Consider the following 18769-nt stretch of genomic DNA (forward strand, 5'->3'; position numbering starts at 1 on the left):
GTTACCTCAGCAACGGTTGCTATTATATCACGTTGCGTTGAAAAATGCAACCACCAATTACATTTTTCTGCCTTTTTCTAACTAGTTAGATTCATCCAGCACATCTGAAAGACACAACCAAAAAAGAACCCCTTGCATCCCGAAGCGCCCAAATCCAGTTACAGTCCGTCCGTAGCGGTCATCATCGGGAGTAATTATCCGATTTACTGGATTTGTTTGCAGGGACAACAAGGGTAGGTTTTCAACTAATTTTTAAGATACAGTGCCGCAACGGAGTCGCCCGAATACTCCGGGAGAAGACTGGGAACATGAACACTTTTCTCAATGTATCCTGAACCGATTCCAGTGGAAGAATAAATCAGTGCAAAAAGAACGCCGGTCTGGATCCAAAGTATTGTGACATCCGTCAATCCATGGACAAAAACAGCGGCGGAAGCGGCCGCCATTAAAATGTTCATATCCATGCAGATGTTATTGCGCACTCGAAGGAACAACAGCTTTAACTGTACGCCGACATAGATCCCGATGCAGGCAAAGCCGACGATTCCGAAATTCAGCAGAACATCAAGAAATAAATTGTGACAGTGATACGTTTTGTATCCGGAAAACTGTTCGTAGATCATCTGATAGGCCATCGCACCGCGCCCAAAAAACAGGTGCTGCTCAATTCCCTTGACGGAAGCCGTCCAGATGGAAAGTCTCTGGGCCAGCGTTCGGTCAATCGCCTGCGAACCGCGTGGTAAAAGCTGAGGGAAAACAGCCAGCAATCCAACGAAAACAACAACCGAAAGAATAAAGGCAACCGCAATTTTATTTTTCTTTTTCAAAAAAAGCATAACGGCAACCGCCGCAAACATCGCGGTAAAGGATGAAAAGCTGGCGGTCAGATACAGGCCTATGAAATTAAGTCCGATCACTGCAAAATAGAAAGCGCTGAGTTCCGCATTCGTAAAAATACGGTAAAGCGCAATGATTACGACGAATTCGATGATCATGCCATAATAGTTCGCATTGATAAATACCGACACCGGACGATAATCCGGTATGGTGGAAAGCGCAGAAGCTTTTTGATACAAAGCGACAAACAGGCTTATAATGCTGCCGACACAGATCAGGTCCATCGCCTCGTTAAAGATGGAGCGCGTCATGATGCTGCGGATATAAAGCGCGCAGCTGACCACCGCGTAAATCAGAATGGAATACGCCATACCGATGTAATTATTGTATATTGCCGCGACAAAAAATGTAACAATTAAAAACGCAAACAGAAATTTTGTATAAGGCGCCTCAAATGCGCGAACCCTTTTCTTGCAGTTGATCATCGTCATCAGCGCGATCCCGATTACGACAACCATGCTGACATAAAACGGGGCAAAGATAGAAGCGGTCAGTAATATTACCAGAAGCCGATCAAAATCCGCATAGACCAGCTGAACGTTCCGCAGAAAATCAAATCGGATACTCTCTTTCACAGCTTGAAGAATAACGGTCAGCTCCTTTTCTTAAAATTTCCTCTCCTCATGCCACAACTGATAATTATATCACACCACCGGAACGAAACAAGATCAATTCTAATTGAATCGCCAAATATTAATCAAATCTATTTGTTAATTATAACGAAAAAAATGAACATAATTTTAAGTTTTTAACAATTAATTGGAAACATTCTATGATTTCATCTTTTTTATGATACGATAGAGGTAAATAAAATGTTAAAACGAAGCGGAGAAAGTTGAATGATGGAAAACACCAACTCTTATTGTGAACGGTTTCATCCGGACTATTCATCCGGGCTGAACTCGGAACAAATCAAGGCCCGGCAGAATCAGGGGCTCGCGAACGGCCGGGAAGAATCCGGCACCCGCACCACCGGTCAGATCGTGCGGAGCAATCTCGTCACTCCGTTCAATATCCTGAACTTGATTCTCGCTTCTCTGATTATTATGGTCGGCTCCTACAAAAACCTGCTGTTTCTCGGCGTGATCGTCTGCAACACCCTGATCGGCACCATACAGGAAATCCGGGCAAAAAAAATGATCGACCGCCTGTCGCTGATCACAGCGCCGAAAGCGCATGTGATCCGAAACGGGAAGGAGAGCGAAGTCCCGGTCTCAGAGCTTGTCCTGGACGACGTAATGCTTCTTTCCACGGGAAATCAGGTCTGTGCGGACTGCGTCATTTTAAACGGAGAGTGCGAGACGGATGAATCTTTGATCACCGGCGAATCCGATCCTGTGCCAAAGCGCAGCGGCGACAGCCTTTTCAGCGGCAGCTTTCTGGTCGGCGGCAGCTGCAGGGCCCAGGCGGAACACATCGGCGAAGACAACTACGCCTCCAAAATCGCCGCGAGCGCCCGCTACCTGAAAAAACCGAATTCCGAGATCATGACCTGGATGAACCGCATCATCAAAATTACAGGATTTGCCATTCTGCCGATCGGCATCCTGATGTTTTACAAACAGATGACCGTTTCCGGTCAGGCTCTCCGCCCCGCGGTAGTCAGTACGGTCGCCGCGCTGATCGGCATGATTCCGGAGGGGCTCGTGCTGCTCACCAGCGTAGTGCTCGCGGTCGGGATTCTCCGCCTTTCGCGGCATAAGGCGCTGGTGCAGGAGCTGTACTCCATCGAAACGCTCGCGCACGTGGACACTCTTTGCCTGGATAAAACCGGAACTCTGACGCAGGGCACGCTCCAAGCCGAGGCTGTCGTTCCTCTGTGCGACATTCCCCGGGAAAGAGCGGAAGAGGCCCTTTCGGCTCTCGCGGCCGCCATGGACGACCATTCTCCAACGATGAACGCTATCCGGGAGATCATGCCGCAGCCGCCCGAATGGACCTGTGAGAGCAATGTTTCCTTTTCCTCCGCCCGCAAATGGAGCGGCGCCTGTTTCAAGGACAAGGGGAGCTTTGTTCTCGGCGCGGGGCAGTTCGTTCTGAAAGACCGGTTTGAAGATGTCCGTCCTCAGGTGGAAAAATACGCGGGCCGCGGAAAACGCGTTCTTCTTCTCGCCCACTCGGACAAGCCTCTTGGGGACCGGGAGCTGCCCGAAGGCCTTAAGCCCTTGCTGCTTGTCCTGCTCAGCGACAGGATCCGGCCGGGCGTCCGGGAAACGCTCGCCTATTTCGCCGATCAGGGCGTTGAACTGAAAGTGATTTCGGGCGACGATGTCCACACCGCTGCAAGCATTGCCGAAAAAGCGGGATTGAAAAACGCGGACCGCTGCGTGGATGCATCCAGCCTGAAAAGTGAAGAGGAGGTGAAGGAAGCCGCGGAAGCCTATACGGTATTCGGAAGGGTCACTCCGGATCAGAAATTGAATCTGATCCGGGCTCTGAAGGAGAAAAAACACACTGTCGCCATGACGGGCGACGGGGTCAACGACGTCCCCGCCCTGAAGGAAAGCGACTGCAGCATCGCGATGGCGTCCGGAAGCGACGCCGCGCGGACGGTTTCGCAGATTGTGCTGATGGACTCGGATTTTTCCTCCATGCCCCGCATCGTGGCGGAGGGACGCCGCTGCATCAACAACCTTCAGCGGTCCGCGTCTCTGTTCCTGGTCAAGGCGATCTTCTCCGCCGTCATCGCGGTTCTGTTTCTTTTTCTGACCTGCGCCTATCCGTTTCAGCCGATTCAGTTTACGCTGATCAACGCCGTCTCCATTGGGATCCCGTCGTTTTTTCTCGCGCTGGAGCCAAACCGGGATCGTTTGCGCGGAAGCTTTATCGGAAACGTCATGCAGAAATCGGTTCCGGGGGCGGCAGCTATGACTCTGAACATCGTGCTTCTGGTCGCCCTCTCCTCCTTCCTGGGCTTCTCCCGCGCGGAACAGTCCACACTCGCCGTGCTGATCACCGGTTTTACCGGACTTCTGATTCTGTTTAAGATCTGTTTCCCTTTCAACACGGCGCGGGTCATCCTCTTTTTGACCATGGCAGTGCTCTTTGTTCTTGCGCTTGTCTTTTTCCCTTCCCTGTTTGAGGTGACCGTCCCGACCATTCCCATGCTGCTGATGCTGGTTCCGATGTTTCTATTTGCCGCAAGCGCGATGGCCGTCATCTATCATCTGATCGAACGGATCTTTCTGCGAAAATAATCACCGAAGCCCGATTTTCTTAAAAAAGGAGTCGCTCGAAAGACCCGCGGGCCTGATATACCTCCCCAATCCAAACAAACACTCCGGCGTATTTGTAATATAGTTCGTCTTTTTCATGCAGTTCATGCTCGCCTGAAATCCGATCTCTTTGAGAACCGGAACCGATTCCTTGCTGACGGCCCCGAACGGGTACACAAAAGCCGTCGGTGCCTGCCCGGTATGTTCCAGCATCTCCGTCTGCATCTTTCCCAGGTCCTTCCGCAGGACCGACTGGTAGGAAACCGCGCTTTCCCATCTGAGCTTCTGGGCGCCGTATCTCCCTTTGGTTGCGTGGAGGTTATAGGAATGGTTTTGAATTTCAACCAGGCCGGAATCTGCCATTTCCTCGATCTCCCCCCATGTCAGGTAGGAATAGTTCGGGTGATCGGCGTCGCCTTCCGTATACTGGTCTGTATAGTAGCCTACCGGAGAAATCACGATTTTGGCCTGATATTTCTCCGCGATTGGATACGCATAATAATAATTGTTGTAAAACCCGTCGTCAAAGGTGATCATCACGGGCTTCTCCGGGAGCGGGACCTGCCCGTACACGTAATTCAGGAGGTCGCGGACCACGACTGTATGATAACCGTTTTTTTGCAGCCATGCAAAATCGCTTTCCAGCGTTTCCGGCGATACGGTATAATTCCCCTGAAAACGCGCCTCCCGCAGGATGCTGTGGTACATCACAATGGGCAGCGGCACCCCGTTTTTCTTTTCCGCTTGCCGGACCGCGGCCACTGTCCCCCCGCAGAAGCAAAACGCGAGCAGAACCACAGTCAGGGCAGACAGAAAAAAGCGATGGATTTTTATCGATCGAAACATAAATAACCCGCCCCCGTTTAATATATGGAAGCGGGCCGCAGGATATCACTGATTTCATCCCATCCCGGTTTTCAGAAAGGCACCGCAATGCGGTAAACGACAAAATAATGGAATATGCTCCCGGCAAGGACAAACAAATGCCAGACGGAGTGAATGTATTTTCTTTTTTTCCCGATTCCGTACAAAACGGCCCCGACTGTGTAAAAAACGCCGCCAAGCACCAAGTTCCGAATCGAAGTTCCATCCAGATGGGCGATCAAAGGCTTTAAAAAGAAAAGGACCAGCCACCCGAGCCCGATGTAGCAGATCATCGAAAAGACCCGGAACCGTTGGACGCTGATCGCATTCAACGCGATTCCAACGGCGGAGACGCCCCAGACAATCGCAAACAGGACCCAGCCGGTCGCGCCGCCGAAGGAAAGCAGCGCGACCGGCGTATAAGTGCCGGAGATCAAAAGGAAAATCGTGCAGTGGTCCAAGGTGCGCAGCACCCGTTTTCCCCTGCAGACGCCTAAACCATGATACAGGGATGAAATAAGATAAAGCAGGATCATGCTGCCGCCGAATACCGACACGCTGACCAGGGTCAGCGTGTCCCGCCGGCAGTTGAGAAGGAGTAAAACCAGCCCCGCGGCCGCGGCCAGCATGCCGATGCCATGCGTCGCCGAATTCAGAATCTCCTCCGGCACGGTATAAGAAGGCAGTCCCAATTCTTCCCTGCTCAGCTTGCGCCCGATTTTTTTGACGTCGCCGCTCATGCTCTATCAGCCCCATTACATGTAGTTTTAATTACTATGTGTAATAGTCTATATCATTATTTATTGCATGTCAAGCCGGTCCAGGCCTTCCATCCGAAACGAAGGAATAAAATTTTTGCTGGCGGACCGCCGTTCCTGAACATATCCATCCAGATTCAAGGAAAAAAGATGGTTCTGGACCTTTTCATATTCCCTCGCCGTGATCCTCCTGTTCAGATCCGGAAGGCGCTCCGCCTTCCCGCAGGGCACGTATTGGGCCATCAGGCTGACGGGAACTCCGGGCAGATTGGCCGCGAGCCAGTCCAACACGGCGATGGAATCCCGCGTGTGGCCGGGCAGCATCAGGTGGCGCACAAGGGTCCCCTTTTGCATCATCCCGTCCGCGTCATACTCAGCGGTCCCCGTCTGCCGCGCCATTTCGAGCACGGCGGCGCGGGAAACAGCCACATAGTCTTCCGCGCCGGAAAGCCGTCGGGCCAATCCGCTGTCCGCGTACTTGAGGTCCGGCAGATAGATGTCGACCAGCCCGTCCAGCATGCGCAGAGTTTCAATGGTCTCATAGCCTCCGCAGTTGTAGACGACCGGGACAGGCGGACTCCAGAGGGACAGCGCCTGGGCGACCGCCGGAACAAAATGCGTGGCCGTGACCAGGTTGATATTGTGCGCCCCCTGCTTCACCAGGCTTCGGAATACGGCTGAAAGCTCCTCCGGCGTCAGGATTTTCCCGGCATTCCTCCGCGTGCTGATCTCATAATTCTGACAGAAAACACACTGCAGCGAGCAGCCCGTGAAAAACACGGCTCCGGAACCGCGCGTTCCGCTCAGGCAGGGTTCCTCCCAAAAATGAAGCGCCGCGCGCGCCACCACGGGATCCGCGCCCATGCCACAGAAGCCCTTCCCCTCTTTCGCTTCGCGCAGCGCACCGCAGCGCCGGGGGCAGAGCCCGCAGTGTTCAATCCGCATCCATGTCCTCCTTCAGCGCCAGGAACGCCGCCAGGCCGCCGCGCTTCCCCCGGCTGGCCCGATGGGAAAACAGGAGGTCGGGATGACATTGGGTGCAGAGTCCGGAGACAGAGATATTTTCCCCCCGCACTCCGGCGCTCATCAGAATGCGCCTGTTCGCCTCCCATAAATCAATATGGTATTTTCCCTCTCCGTCTTCCCTGATCCATTCCCACGGGGAAAGATCGCGCATCCCGGCAAAAGTTTCATAGACGGGAGCGTCCACTTCAAAACAACAGGGACCGATCGACGGGCCGATCACGCAGACGACGTCCTCCGGACGGCTGCCGAATTCCCGGGCCATCGAACGCACCGTCTCCGCGCCGATCCGGGCCGCGGTCCCGCGCCAACCGGCATGGGAAAGTCCAGCCGCCTTTCTGACCGGGTCTGCGAAATAGAGCGCGGCGCAGTCCGCATGGTGCGTCACAAGCGTTACTCCGGGCTCGTCGGTGATCAGTCCGTCCACGCCCGAAGGCTTTTGCTTTGTAAAGCCTTCCCCGCGGTTTTGCCTGCCGACCCGCCGGACCACCGTTCGATGGACCTGCGCCGAGGACACCAGCGAATCCGCGCCAAACCCCGCGGCCTCACAGATGCGGCGGTAATTTTCCATCACGTTTTCGTCGGGGTCCCCTCTTCCGAACGCCAGGTTCAGCGAAGAAAACTCATTCCGGCTGACGCCTCCGATCCGGGTGGAAAACGCGTGGCGAACAAACGGCAGGGCTTCGAGCGCCGGAAACGTTAAAAATTCAATTCCGTTTTTCCGATTCAGCTTCACCTGTTTTTCCTGCAATACCATAACAAGCCTCCGAATTTTTCTGCGACTTCGATTGTAGCACAGAATGCCGCACGGCACAACGTAAATGTTCCTTTCTGTCCCAGCCCCAAAAAAAGAGAGCTGTTCGCTCTCCGGCCTTGAAGTGCAGTTGTCCCGCGGCATGAAAACCGCTACTCTTTTGTATTCTTTTGCTGCTCCTGAGCCAATTTGAAAATGCGGGCCATTTCCAATAACTTTTGTCTGTTTTCTACGGTAAGTCCCCTGATCTCACTCTGGATCGCACAGGTAAAGTCATCGAACGCCGCCTCCATCTTTCGCGGCTGACAGGATTCTCCCAAAAGGCCGCTGATTGGCACATTCAGAATTTCCGCATACCGATTGGCAACCGTTATTTTCGGCGTGCGCTGATTGGTTTCGTAACGGCTGATAACCTGTTTTGAGGTCCCGAGAAGTCTTGCAAAATCCTCTTGCGACATGCGGTGCTCCAGGCGGATTGCTTTGAGTCTGTCTCCAAATCTTTGTTCCAATCCCATCACCCGTATTTCTCTAATGCTTTCATTAAAGCATAAATCGTCACCAAATGCAAGACGGCAACTTCTCCCCAAAAGCCTGATATGGCAGTTGCAAGTCCTAAAGTTTGTACAATCGCCGGACAATTGATAAAAAACAGTATTATTTTAAGCTGGTGTCGGCAAGCTTTCCGTAAATTTTTTTGCGTCACATGTCACCAATCGGGTGACTGCGTTTGCCTTGCTGCCTCCGGCCCAATCATCACAAGGGTGTCATTGACCTCTGCGGAAATAAATAGAATTAAAATTGATATATACTAATGATAAAGAATGCCCGCAGGCAAAATCCGGCCGCAGGCTATTTTAGTTCCCGAATTTCCGGATGGCTGAGTCGTGAAATCATCCGGCGACGCATGAATAATGACCGTGCGGCCGACAACCTCTTTCACCGTAAACCTGTCAGTGAAAAATGCCATGAAGGCATAACCCCGATTTCCGAACAGCGGGGGAAGATCGCCGGCATGCGCGGGATGCGGGCAACCGCGCGGATTGTAGTGACCTCCGGCATTTGCAAAGGGGTCCTCATCGTTTCCGGTACAAGAAGTGCCCTCGTGAATATGAAATCCGAACACATTGGATGCACATGTCTCTTCGGCGGGAAGGCCATGAATCTGCGCGACGAGCAGCACCCCGTCCACAGCCTGATAAAACGAAACCGCCCCATGTATGTCGGGATGATCATGGCTGCCAGCCATGATGGCACGGGCTTCAGGCACCCTCCTCAGCATATTTTGCAAATGATTGATTCCAAACTGTGGCAAAGGAACCACCTCCTGAATTATTCTATGCGGGAGAAAATAAACTGCCAACAAAAAGTAAGGAAGCGTTTTATGAGTACAAACAGCGATTTGATTTTAGCTTCTTATCCGGAAAAGACCCGGCCCAAAATGCTCCGGGGCAAGATTCCCCCGGCCGGAATCTGCTTCAACGTCCGGCACCCGGAGCGGCGGCCCGCATATGCCGGATCTAAAATCCTGGTCTCACCCGGACAAAAGATTTGTTCCGCACCGTCCAGACCGGCTCGGACTTTTTCAGGAGGGAATGCCGTTTCTCCGGCTGCAACCAAATCCGGCTCCGCAACGATCATGAGGACAAGGACGATCTCTGCAAACGCGAAAAAACAGAAGCTGAACAGGAGGATTCACAATGAGTCAATCAGCGGGAATTGTCCGACTTTTAGATGATCTTGGAAGAATCGTGATTCCAAAAGAACTGCGCAAGGCCATGCGGCTGGAAGCCGGGACACCGATCGAAATTATCGGACAGGGCGACAGCATCCTTCTCCGCAATTACAGGCCGGACCCGCTCGAGACTGAAAACGAGGAACTCCGCCAGCGGCTGGCTGAAATCAACAATCTGGCCGCGTCTTTCGAGCAGGAGGGGCCATTCGACCCGCAGGAAACATTTGGCCGGATGCAGGAAATCAAAGAACTGAGCTTTTGGGAAACCGACGACAAGGATGTTTGATCACAATGCGCATCGAAGGCCGGCCCCTCCGCCCAGCCGGGGACAAAGGAGAAACGAATAAGCCCTCCCGGCTCCACCTGAGCTGAGAGGGCTCCATTCTATTTCCAACAACGGTATTTCTTATGCTTGTGGTGTCCTTTGTGGACCGGCTCTAAAAAAATAATAATGCTGCCCATTACAATTCCGAGAAGCATTGGTGCAATAAACCTCATCATGACAGTGCAACTCCTTTTTTCAAAATGGTCTATCATATTATGCGCATTTCCGCTAAAATTAGCCGTTCGTCTTTTTTTAGAGTGCTTTTATGATAGCCTTCGACACGCCACCGGGCCGAACCCGCAAAGCGCCTGTCCGGCTTGAATTTGGAACTTTATCAGCAGTTTGACAAGCGTTTTTACAGGCCAGGGGCAGAAAAGATCTTTTCCGAGCGGCCTAACTCCGGATATCCAGAATGATTGGCGGGAAACAGTGAAACTTATAGTTCAATGATTTTTGTAGAAGAGAACAAACATAGCGATTAAGAGCAATGAAACAATGGAAAGCAATATGTTCAAAACTGTATCTATAAGAATCAAATCCATAAGTATGCCTCCTTCAGACGTTCTTCCGTATGGAACTAATTGGGAAGAAAATAGTAAAAAAGTTGTAATAATTGTAACAAAAATGTAATCATTTTGCAAGTGAAAAATTTTCCAGTTGTTTGGAAACAGGAAAATTTAGTGGCGGATCCCGATATCCGGCCATGTCTGGCAGGGTAAGGTACAATAGGATAGGCCGCTTTTTGCGGTACATATTTGCCGGAGGCATCAAACTAATGGACAAAGAATTGAAACAGCAATTGGAATGGATGAACACCAACCTAAACACCATCGCAATGAACCAAGCGATCCTTTATACCGAATTAGAACAGATCAAAGAACGGCTGCCGCAGTCGGATGAACCGACCGGCTGATAGGACAAAGCCCCGCCGGAAGGATGGCGGGGCAAAATTTTATGCCGCTTTTCGCGTTGTATCATAAAAAAAAAGAGAGCTATTCGCTCTCTTTTTGCGCCTCGGCAGCTCGTGTTTCCGCCGTATCCTCAGATTCCTCCCGAAACGGCAGAATTGTTTTTTTCACGACCATTCCTTCATATTTCAGCTTAAACTGGACCCGGCCGAAAAAACGATGGCCGCAGTGACGGCAGGTAAACGGGGCGCGGAAGCTCTTGTTATGAAGCTGCCATTTGCCCGACCTGCGCGCGCGGCGGCCGCACTGGTCGCAATAGAAAATAAGGTCCGACGGCTGGATCTGAGGATGGTTCAGATTGCAAACCGCCACGGTGCGGAACTCGACGCGGTTGTAGAATTCCTCCGTCTCGGCATCCTGCAGAAACGGCTCCAGTTTTACCGGATCGTAAAGCTTTTGCAGACAACGCATCGAAAGCAAGCTGTCGCCCAGCGCCCGGTGATGATCGAAGCCGCTCTCATCGATTTTCAAAAGCTGGGCGGCCGTCGAAAGTCCCATCTGCTTCGTACAGTCGTAGGAAAGACATCGCTCACAGTAAGCCTGAAGATTCACATAGCGCCGAAGGAACGGAATGCGCCTGCTTCCGCAGAAATATTTGTAATTTTCAATCAGCGCGAGAATGTCCGAAGTGCCCCAGGTCATGATGACACAATCCCCGGCCCAGCGCCGGAAACGGCTGACAACCTGCAGAAACTGCGGCCCGTCCGCCAGCTCTTCGTTCGTAATGCTGGTCAGGTCTCTGATTTTTCCGCTGATTTTCTTGCCAACCTGAGGGCGGATCAGCATTTCAAACGTATCAAGAATATGAAATTCCTCATCCACCTTGACGGCGCCGCATTCGATGATCTCATTCATAAAGCCCTTGAGCCGTCTGCTGTAAGCGCCGTTCCATTCCAGGTCCAATATCACGAATTCCATTATTTTTTCCTGGCGGCCTGCTTCATCCGAAGCTCCTTGCTCAGAATCATTTTGCGCATGCGGATGCTTTTCGGCGTAACCTCGACAAGTTCGTCGGCGCGGATGAATTCCAGGCACTGTTCCAGGCTCATAATGCTGGGCGGAGTCAGCTTGAGCGCTTCGTCGGAGCCGGAGGCGCGGGTATTGGTCGCGTGCTTTTTCTTACAGACATTGACGACGATATCGTCCGATTTTGGGCTTACGCCGACGATCATTCCTTCGTAGACCTCAACGCCGGGGCTGATAAAAAGCCTGCCGCGGTCCTGTGCGTAAAAGAGGCCGTACCCCGTGGATTCGCCCGCCTCGTGGGCAATCAGAGAGCCCTGCGGACGCTGGACGATTTCACCCTTGTAAGGCTCATAGCTGTCGAATACGTTGTTCATGATGCCGTTGCCGTTCGTATCCGTCAGGAATTCCTGCCGGTAGCCCATCAGTCCGCGGGCCGGAATCTTGAATTCCAGGTGGGTCGTGCCGTTGCCGCGCGCACCCATGTTCACCAGCTCCGCCTTGCGCGTTCCCAGCTTTTCCATCACCGCACCCACGTAATTGTCGGGAACCTCGATCATCAGCAGCTCGATCGGCTCACACTTTTTGCCGTTGATCTCCTTGTAGATCACCCTCGGGCCGGTCACCTGAAACTCGAAATCCTGACGGCGCATCTCCTCGATCAGAATCGAAAGATGCAGTTCGCCGCGCCCGGATACCTTGAACGTGTCAGGGGAATCCGTTTCCTCCACGCGCATCGCGACATTCGTCTCCACTTCCTTGAAGAGACGGTCGCGCAGATTGCGAGAAGTGACGTATTTGCCCTCCCGTCCGGCAAACGGACTGTTGTTGACCATAAACATCATGGAAACGGTCGGCTCGTCGATTTTGACAAAGGGAAGCGCTTCCACGCAGTCGGGAGCACAGATGGTCTCGCCGATATTCAGGCCGGTGATGCCCGACACGGCGACCAGGTCCCCGAGGGACGATTCTTCCACTTCCCGGCGCTTCAGGCCCTCGAACTGGTACAGCTTGGTAATTTTAACGTTGGCCGTCGTCCCGTCCCGATGGCAGAGGACCGCGCTGTCGCCGACCCGGATATGCCCGCGCTCAACGCGGCCGATCCCGACCCGGCCGATGTAGTCGTCATAATCGATGTTGGAAAACAGGATCTGCATCGGTCCGTTCGCCTCACCGGACGGAGCCGGGATATTTTTCAGGATCGCGTCGAACAGCGGCTTCATGTCGCCCTCGCGGGCGTTCGGGTCGCCGGAGGCATAGCCGTCGCGCGCGGAAGCGTAGATCACCGGAAATTCGAGCTGGTCCTCATTGGCGCCCAGCTCGATGAACAGGTCGATCACCTCGTCGATCACTTCATCCGGCCTCGCGCCCGGGCGGTCGATCTTATTGAGGACAACCAGCGGCTTTTTACCGAGCCCCAGCGCCTTTTTCAGCACAAAGCGCGTCTGCGGCATGCAGCCCTCGAACGCGTCGACTAAGAGCAGCACCCCGTCGACCATCGTCAGGATACGCTCCACTTCCCCGCCGAAATCGGCGTGGCCGGGAGTATCCACAATATTGATTTTAACGCCGTCATACATGACGGCTGTATTTTTCGCCAGAATCGTAATTCCGCGTTCGCGCTCCAGATCGTTTGAATCCATAACCCGTTCGGCGACGGCCTCGTTCGCACGGAAAACGCCGCTCTGCCTTAGGAGCTGATCCACCAGTGTCGTCTTGCCGTGGTCGACGTGCGCAATAATCGCGACATTTCTGACGTCGTTTCTTACATCCATTGATTTCCCTCTTCTTTCAAATTCGCAGACGTATTATTATATCACATCCATTTGTATTTGTGAACAGTGAAGGCAAAATATAAAAGGTTGGCCGCAGTATCCGAGAAAAGCCGCCGCGGAAATTCCGCGGCGGCCCCTTCAGTGCTTCATTCAGATAAAAAACTCAAGGCGGATTACACAAAAACGGCTTCTCAACACTGAGAAGCGCGAATCGGCCGCAGGTTCAGCCTGCTGGAGCAAACGACGAGGCTCGGGCAGTGCAGTTCCGGGCCGCGTTCCGCGGACCCCTGCACGGGGTCCGGAGATACGGAAAGCGGGTTCGGTCCTCCGGGCTGCGCCGGAGTTCTCGCCTCGCGGCAACTCAAAAGCAAGGACCGGCTCACTGCCGGCCCTTCTTCTTGGAGCGAACGACGAGGCTCGGGCAGTGCAGTTCCGGGCCGCGTTCCGCGGACCCCTGCACGGGGTCCGGAGATACGGAAAGCGGGTTCGGTCCTCCGGGCTGCGCCGGAGTTCTCGCCTCGCGGCAACTCAAAAGCAAGGACCGGCTCACTGCCGGCCCTTCCCCTTGGAGCGAACGACGAGGCTCGGGCAGTGCAGTTCCGGGCCGCGTTCCGCGGACCCCTGCACGGGGTCCGGAGATACGGAAAGCGGGTTCGGTCCTCCGGGCTGCGCCGGAGTTCTCGCCTCGCGGCAACTCAAAAGCAAGGACCGGCTCACTGCCGGCCCTTCCCCTTGGAGCGAACGACGAGGCTCGAACTCGCTACCTCCACCTTGGCAAGGTGGCGCTCTACCGGATGAGCTACGTTCGCAACACTTTAATGCAAGTGCTATTATAGCCAAAATGCCTCGGTTTGTCAAGCCGGAACAATAAAAAATCCCATGGGCATTTTCCATGTTTTCTATTTCGTCGGGTTTATGTTATAATAACCTCACGGCGGAAGCGGAAGCAAAGCTTCCGACACCTGAGAGAACACTGAACCATGATTGCGGGCCGATCACGTTTTCTCCGGCTTCGCGGTTCATGTTATAATACGTTTGACATACGAATCACAGGTAGGGATAAAATGAGTTATTCGATAAATCTGGGAGCTTGGAATTCGGTTTTTGCGGTTCCCTGCTCCGTCGTCGATCAAAATCTGAAGCTGGCCGGGTCCGTGCAGCTCAAGGTTCTTCTCTGGACTCTGCGCCATGCGGGAGAGCCGTTCGAGGCGCAGGATATCGCCTCGGCGCTGGGCATCGAGCGGGCCGACGTAAGAGACGCGCTGCTCTACTGGCAGGAAGCCGGGCTGTTTTCCTCGGGCGGAACGGCGGAATCTGCTAAACCGGCAAGGCCGGAAACACAAGCCCCCAGCCAGCCGGCCGGGGAAACGGCCAAGCCAGCTCCCGCGGCGGAAACGCGGCGCGTGCTTTCCCGCCCGCAGAAACCGGACAGCGGGTTCGTCGCAAAGCGGATTGAGGAATCGACGGATATTTCCTGTCTGATGCAGTCCGCACAGCAGGTTCTGGGGCGGCTGATTTCGGGCGGGGAATCCGCGACGCTTTTGATGATCCACGACGAGTTCGGTCTGCCCAGCGATGTGATCATCATGCTGCTTCAGTATGCCGCAAGCATTGGGAAGGCGAACATGCGTTACATAGAAAAAACAGCGATGAACTGGGCGGATGAGGAAATCAACACCCACGAAAGGGCGGAGGAGAAGCTCCTTCGCCTGACCGAGTGCCGGCAAGCCTGGCGGCAGGTGGAGCAGGCGCTGGGAATGCCCCACCGTTCACCCTCTTCGAAAGAGGAGGCGTTTGCGGACACCTGGGTCGCGCAGTGGAAATTCGGCGGCGACATGATCCGCGAGGCATACGACCGGGCCGTGGACGCGACCGGAAAGTTCAGCGCAAGCTACATGAACCGGATTCTGGAGCGCTGGAAAAAAGCGAATATTTCAACTGTGCAGCAGGCACAGAGGGAGACGATGGAACGGGCGGCGGCACGCAGGGACAGCAAGGGCAGTCCCCTCTCCCAGGAGCTGGATGAGTTCGAACGCTCGGGAATATTTGACAATTTCGACAGGAAGTGATTCTGACGGGATACGATCGGGAAGTCTACGAAGCCGCGGACCGGATCCTGCGGGAGCGCCGCCGGGAAGCCGAGCTGCTGCAGGAAAAGCGCCGGACCGTTTTTTACAGCGTCTGCCCCGAAGCTCAGAAGTTGGAACAGCGCCTCGCTAAAACCGCCGTGCGCGCCGCAAAAGCCGTGCTCGGCGGAAAAAATGCGAGGGAGCAGCTGGAACTTCTCCGGGCGGAAAACTTACGGCTCCGTTCCCAGTGGAACGAGCTGCTGCGGTCGGCAAATATGACAGAAGAAGACCTGGAGCCGGCGTACCGATGCAAAAAATGCAGAGATATGGGCTACGTCGACGGCAAAATGTGTTCCTGCCTGAAAGACTTGCTGCGCGAGGAAGCTTACCGCAGGCTGAACGCTCTGACGCCTCTTTCGCTCTCAACATTCGAGAGTTTTTCGCTTGAATATTACCCCGACAGAGTTGAACAGGGCCCCGGCCGCTCCCCTCGGAGCGCGATGCGCGAAATTCTGGAAAACTGCCGGAAATACGCCGAGGCCTTCTCCCCCGCCTCTTCGCAGAACCTGATCATGCAGGGCGCTACCGGGCTGGGCAAGACCCACCTTTCACTCTCGATTGCGAATGAGGTGCTTCAAAAAGGATTCGGCGTCGTCTACTGCTCCGTCAACAATCTGATCGCCCGGCTGGAAAACGAACATTTCGGTCGGGATGAAACCGGTGATTCCGGCAGTCTTCTGGAATCCTGCGACCTTCTGATTCTGGATGACCTCGGGACGGAATTCCGAAGTTCTTTTTCCATTGCTGCGGTGTACAACATTGTCAACACGAGACTGCTGCTTCGCAGGCCGACCATCATCAGCACCAACCTGTCTATGCGCGAGCTTCAGGACCGGTATTCCGACCGGTTCGCCTCCCGCGTCGCCGGAAGCTATGTTCGCCTGATGTTTCTCGGCCATGACAACAGGATGCAGCGGCTCCTCGTTCAGCACGGAAAAAAATAAGGATGCTCCCGGCATCCTTATTTTGAAAGCGTTTACCTATTTTCGGAATCGGTGTTTTCCCTGCTCTGGGATTTCAGATACGCGTTGATAAACCCGTCCAGGTCGCCGTCCATCACGGCGTCGATGTTGCCGGACTCATATCCGGTACGGTGGTCCTTCGCCAACGTATAAGGCATAAAGACGTAGGAACGGATCTGGGAGCCCCACGCGATTTCCTTCTGCACGCCCTTGATGTCCTCGATCCGCTCCAAATGCTCCCTCTCCTTGATTTCCATCAGCTTTGACTTGAGCATTCTCATGGCAACGTCGCGGTTCTGGTACTGGCTGCGCTCCACCTGGCAGGCGACGACGATGCCGGTCGGAATATGGGTCAGCCGGACCGCGGAGGACGTCTTGTTGACCTTCTGCCCGCCGGCGCCGCTCGCACGGAAATAATCGATTTTGATGTCGTCCGGGTTGATTTCGACTTCAATCGTGTCGTCGATCTCCGGCATGACCTCGAGCGAGGCAAACGAGGTGTGCCTGCGCCCGGAGGCGTCGAACGGAGAAATCCGGACCAGGCGGTGGACGCCGGACTCCCCTTTCAGAAAGCCGTAGGCGTTCTCCCCGGCAACCAGGATGCTGGCGCTTTTCAGGCCGGCCTCTTCCCCGTCCAGATAGTCCAGCGTCTGTACGGTGAATCCGTGGCGTTCGCCCCAGCGGCAGTACATGCGGTAAAGCATCTCCGCCCAGTCCTGCGCCTCCGTGCCGCCCGCTCCCGCGTGGAACGTCAAAATCGCGTTCTTCGCGTCGTATTCGCCGGTCAGCAGCGTCGTCAGGCGCATGGAATCCAGTCCCGCGCGGAACTGTTCCAGTTCCTGCTGCGCCTGCGGAAGCAGGGAAAGATCCCCTTCTTCGTCCGCAAGCTCGATCAGCGCCATCAGGTCCTCATAGGAGGATTTCAGGCGTCCGTATGATTCTATTTTATTCTTGAGCGAACTGGACCTCTGCAGAATCCTCTGGGATTTTTCCATATCGTCCCAGAAATCCGGCGCGGTCGCCTTTTGGTCCAGCTCGGCGATCTCTTTGCGCATGCCTTCCAGGCCGAGCGCGTCGGCTAACTCCTTCAGCTCCGGCTCCAGGCCCTGGAGGGAAAGCCTCAGTTCTTCATATTGCAGCATTTGATTCATCCTTCAGAATAAATTCCATTCGTTTGATTATAGAATATTTTAAGGATAAAGTCAAAAGTTACTTTCTCCCGCGCGCTATTTTATGTTGGGAAACAGGTGAATTTATGAATTAGTTGAAAACTTATGGGGCAAAACATTGAAGTTTTCCTAAATTTTTTATAAAATGAAATTATTAAAAGGAGGCTCCTGTATGACTGATTATGTCGGTTTGAATTGTCCGGTATGCGGAAAGACATTCACTGCCGAAGACGATATCGTTGTTTGCCCCATCTGCGGCGCACCATACCACCGGCACTGCTACGCCGAGGCCGGGAAATGTGTTTTTGAAGAAAAGCACGGAACGCCGGACGCCTGGGCACCGCCCGGTAAGGGAAAAGAGGCCGGGGAGCAGGGCCGGACCAAACGGTGCCCTCGCTGCGGTTCCTTCAATTCCGACCAGGCGCTGTTCTGCGAGCAATGCGGCCAGTCTCTGGAGGGAAAGCGCCCGAACGATCCCGGAGCGGCCCCTCCCTATGTCCCGCAGAATAACGCCCCGTTTGCCGGAGGGCAGCCGGACGGCAACCCGTTTGGCCAGAACGGCTTTCCCGGAGGACCGCCGCCGTTCTATCCCGCCGCCGGGATCCCCGGTCCGAATGAAACGATCGACGGCGTTCCCGCCGGCGATGTTGCCCGTTTCGTGCAAACCAACACACAGTACTATCTCACTGTTTTTATGAACCTGAAACGGTTCAGAAGGAACAGGTTTAACTTCTGCGCCTTTTTGTTCCCGGGCGCGTGGATGCTCTACCGCAAGCTGTACAAAGCCGGTTCCATCGTCACGGCGGTCATGTTCGGCCTGTACATAGCGTCCGCCTGGGTAACCGAACATTTTCTCAATCCGATCATCCAGTTTCTTTTCCTGCAGACCGGGATTACCGGCGACACGCTCACCCCAAGCAACGAACAGATTGAAAAGCTCATGGAATTGATTGAAAAGCTGCCTTCGTACCAGGTGACTCTGATGGCGGTGCCGGCTTTGATCTTCCTGACTCAGCTGATTCTGATGCTTGTCTTCGGTTTTTCCGCAAACCGGATGTATCTGAAGCACTGCATCGGTAAAATCACGGCCATCCGGAAAGAAACCACACGGCCATCCGATAACGCTGTACGGATGCAGGAAGAGGGCGGGGTCAATCTTTCCCTTGCCATCTGTCTTGGGATCTGCTATTTCATTCTTTCCTATATCCCATCCATTTTTTACTAGGAGAATCGAA

Annotated in this window: 19 protein-coding genes and 1 tRNA gene; 6 read left to right on the plus strand and 14 right to left on the minus strand. The window is 54.0% G+C overall.

The features are described 5' to 3' along the window. Positions 1-245: 245 nt before the first annotated feature. Positions 246-1472, minus strand: a complete 1227-nt coding sequence (locus tag VA597_RS12955) for an O-antigen ligase family protein (RefSeq protein WP_128743194.1) — start codon at positions 1470-1472, stop codon at positions 246-248. Positions 1473-1736: 264 nt separating this feature from the next. Between VA597_RS12955 and VA597_RS12960 the strand changes: the two genes are divergently transcribed. After that, on the plus strand, positions 1737-4094 hold the full coding sequence (locus VA597_RS12960; RefSeq protein ID WP_128743195.1) for an HAD-IC family P-type ATPase: 2358 nt from the start codon (positions 1737-1739) through the stop codon (positions 4092-4094). Here the strand turns inward: VA597_RS12960 and VA597_RS12965 are convergent, their stop codons facing one another. The 6 genes from VA597_RS12965 to VA597_RS12990 form a co-directional block, all read right to left on the minus strand. Beyond that, complete coding sequence (locus tag VA597_RS12965) at positions 4095-4958, minus strand: polysaccharide deacetylase family protein (RefSeq protein WP_128743196.1); 864 nt, start codon at positions 4956-4958, stop codon at positions 4095-4097. It lies immediately after the preceding gene. Positions 4959-5029: 71 nt separating this feature from the next. Beyond that, positions 5030-5716, minus strand: coding sequence for a PAQR family membrane homeostasis protein TrhA (gene trhA, locus VA597_RS12970; RefSeq protein WP_128743197.1), 687 nt, complete (start codon positions 5714-5716; stop codon positions 5030-5032). A 60-nt stretch (positions 5717-5776) separates the two neighbouring features. Further along, a complete protein-coding gene (locus VA597_RS12975) occupies positions 5777-6679 on the minus strand; it encodes a radical SAM protein (RefSeq protein ID WP_128743198.1) in 903 nt (300 codons plus the stop codon). Beyond that, a complete protein-coding gene (gene pgeF / locus VA597_RS12980; RefSeq protein WP_128743199.1) occupies positions 6669-7514 on the minus strand; it encodes a peptidoglycan editing factor PgeF in 846 nt (281 codons plus the stop codon). Before pgeF ends, VA597_RS12975 begins: the two co-directional genes overlap by 11 nt. 149 nt (positions 7515-7663) lie before the next feature. Then, the gene (locus VA597_RS12985; RefSeq protein ID WP_164919062.1) at positions 7664-8020 is read right to left on the minus strand and encodes a helix-turn-helix domain-containing protein; all 357 of its coding nucleotides are present in this window, start codon (positions 8018-8020) and stop codon (positions 7664-7666) included. A gap of 299 nt (positions 8021-8319) precedes the next feature. Further along, a complete protein-coding gene (locus VA597_RS12990; protein WP_442872777.1) occupies positions 8320-8871 on the minus strand; it encodes a superoxide dismutase family protein in 552 nt (183 codons plus the stop codon). A gap of 337 nt (positions 8872-9208) precedes the next feature. On the opposite strand from VA597_RS12990, the gene VA597_RS12995 reads away from it, so the two are divergent. Continuing rightward, positions 9209-9529, plus strand: a complete 321-nt coding sequence (locus VA597_RS12995; RefSeq protein ID WP_128743201.1) for an AbrB/MazE/SpoVT family DNA-binding domain-containing protein — start codon at positions 9209-9211, stop codon at positions 9527-9529. Positions 9530-10343: 814 nt separating this feature from the next. Further along, on the plus strand, positions 10344-10481 hold the full coding sequence (locus VA597_RS13000) for a hypothetical protein (protein WP_164919063.1): 138 nt from the start codon (positions 10344-10346) through the stop codon (positions 10479-10481). 79 nt (positions 10482-10560) lie between these two features. Here VA597_RS13000 and VA597_RS13005 read toward each other — a convergent pair whose 3' ends face one another. The 6 genes from VA597_RS13005 to VA597_RS13030 all read right to left on the minus strand — a co-directional run bounded on the left by VA597_RS13005 (position 10561) and on the right by VA597_RS13030 (position 14083). Continuing rightward, positions 10561-11454 (minus strand): 3'-5' exonuclease, encoded by an 894-nt coding sequence (locus VA597_RS13005; protein WP_128743202.1) that lies wholly within the window; start codon positions 11452-11454, stop codon positions 10561-10563. Then, positions 11454-13274: a translational GTPase TypA gene (gene typA, locus VA597_RS13010; RefSeq protein WP_128743203.1), complete on the minus strand. Its 1821-nt coding sequence runs from the start codon at positions 13272-13274 to the stop codon at positions 11454-11456. The genes VA597_RS13005 and typA overlap by 1 nt, the downstream gene beginning before the upstream one ends. A gap of 191 nt (positions 13275-13465) precedes the next feature. Continuing rightward, positions 13466-13657 (minus strand): hypothetical protein, encoded by a 192-nt coding sequence (locus VA597_RS13015; protein WP_128743204.1) that lies wholly within the window; start codon positions 13655-13657, stop codon positions 13466-13468. Further along, positions 13654-13824 carry a hypothetical protein gene (locus tag VA597_RS13020; protein WP_164919064.1) on the minus strand — a complete coding sequence of 57 codons (171 nt, stop codon included), beginning with the start codon at positions 13822-13824 and terminating at the stop codon, positions 13654-13656. The genes VA597_RS13015 and VA597_RS13020 overlap by 4 nt, the downstream gene beginning before the upstream one ends. Next, positions 13821-13991 carry a hypothetical protein gene (locus tag VA597_RS13025; protein ID WP_164919065.1) on the minus strand — a complete coding sequence of 57 codons (171 nt, stop codon included), beginning with the start codon at positions 13989-13991 and terminating at the stop codon, positions 13821-13823. Before VA597_RS13025 ends, VA597_RS13020 begins: the two co-directional genes overlap by 4 nt. A gap of 16 nt (positions 13992-14007) precedes the next feature. Continuing rightward, positions 14008-14083, minus strand: a tRNA-Gly gene (locus VA597_RS13030). 255 nt (positions 14084-14338) lie between these two features. Between VA597_RS13030 and VA597_RS13035 the strand changes: the two genes are divergently transcribed. Beyond that, positions 14339-15343: a DnaD domain protein gene (locus tag VA597_RS13035; RefSeq protein ID WP_128743205.1), complete on the plus strand. Its 1005-nt coding sequence runs from the start codon at positions 14339-14341 to the stop codon at positions 15341-15343. Then, a complete protein-coding gene (locus VA597_RS13040) occupies positions 15340-16347 on the plus strand; it encodes an ATP-binding protein (protein WP_243112517.1) in 1008 nt (335 codons plus the stop codon). Before VA597_RS13035 ends, VA597_RS13040 begins: the two co-directional genes overlap by 4 nt. A gap of 32 nt (positions 16348-16379) precedes the next feature. Here VA597_RS13040 and prfB read toward each other — a convergent pair whose 3' ends face one another. Further along, positions 16380-17507 (minus strand): peptide chain release factor 2, encoded by a 1128-nt coding sequence (prfB, locus tag VA597_RS13045; RefSeq protein WP_128743206.1) that lies wholly within the window; start codon positions 17505-17507, stop codon positions 16380-16382. A gap of 199 nt (positions 17508-17706) precedes the next feature. Between prfB and VA597_RS13050 the strand changes: the two genes are divergently transcribed. Further along, positions 17707-18759 (plus strand): RING finger protein, encoded by a 1053-nt coding sequence (locus tag VA597_RS13050; protein ID WP_164919066.1) that lies wholly within the window; start codon positions 17707-17709, stop codon positions 18757-18759. The last annotated feature ends 10 nt before the right edge of the window (positions 18760-18769 follow it).

It is taken from the genome of Caproicibacter sp. BJN0012 (assembly GCF_035986805.1).
Taxonomy (GTDB): domain Bacteria; phylum Bacillota; class Clostridia; order Oscillospirales; family Acutalibacteraceae; genus Caproicibacter.

What these genes read in the sequence shown, in the direction of transcription:
- typA (WP_128743203.1), bottom strand. Translation starts at nt 13,274, where the DNA reads ATGGATGTAAGAAACGACGTCAGAAATGTCGCGATTATTGCGCACGTC.
- VA597_RS13005 (WP_128743202.1), bottom strand. Translation starts at nt 11,454, where the DNA reads ATGGAATTCGTGATATTGGACCTGGAATGGAACGGCGCTTACAGCAGA.
- VA597_RS12965 (WP_128743196.1), bottom strand. Translation starts at nt 4,958, where the DNA reads ATGTTTCGATCGATAAAAATCCATCGCTTTTTTCTGTCTGCCCTGACT.
- VA597_RS12995 (WP_128743201.1), top strand. Translation starts at nt 9,209, where the DNA reads ATGAGTCAATCAGCGGGAATTGTCCGACTTTTAGATGATCTTGGAAGA.
- VA597_RS13035 (WP_128743205.1), top strand. Translation starts at nt 14,339, where the DNA reads ATGAGTTATTCGATAAATCTGGGAGCTTGGAATTCGGTTTTTGCGGTT.
- VA597_RS13000 (WP_164919063.1), top strand. Translation starts at nt 10,344, where the DNA reads ATGGACAAAGAATTGAAACAGCAATTGGAATGGATGAACACCAACCTA.
- VA597_RS13050 (WP_164919066.1), top strand. Translation starts at nt 17,707, where the DNA reads ATGACTGATTATGTCGGTTTGAATTGTCCGGTATGCGGAAAGACATTC.
- VA597_RS12975 (WP_128743198.1), bottom strand. Translation starts at nt 6,679, where the DNA reads ATGCGGATTGAACACTGCGGGCTCTGCCCCCGGCGCTGCGGTGCGCTG.
- trhA (WP_128743197.1), bottom strand. Translation starts at nt 5,716, where the DNA reads ATGAGCGGCGACGTCAAAAAAATCGGGCGCAAGCTGAGCAGGGAAGAA.
- VA597_RS12960 (WP_128743195.1), top strand. Translation starts at nt 1,737, where the DNA reads ATGATGGAAAACACCAACTCTTATTGTGAACGGTTTCATCCGGACTAT.
- prfB (WP_128743206.1), bottom strand. Translation starts at nt 17,507, where the DNA reads ATGCTGCAATATGAAGAACTGAGGCTTTCCCTCCAGGGCCTGGAGCCG.
- pgeF (WP_128743199.1), bottom strand. Translation starts at nt 7,514, where the DNA reads ATGGTATTGCAGGAAAAACAGGTGAAGCTGAATCGGAAAAACGGAATT.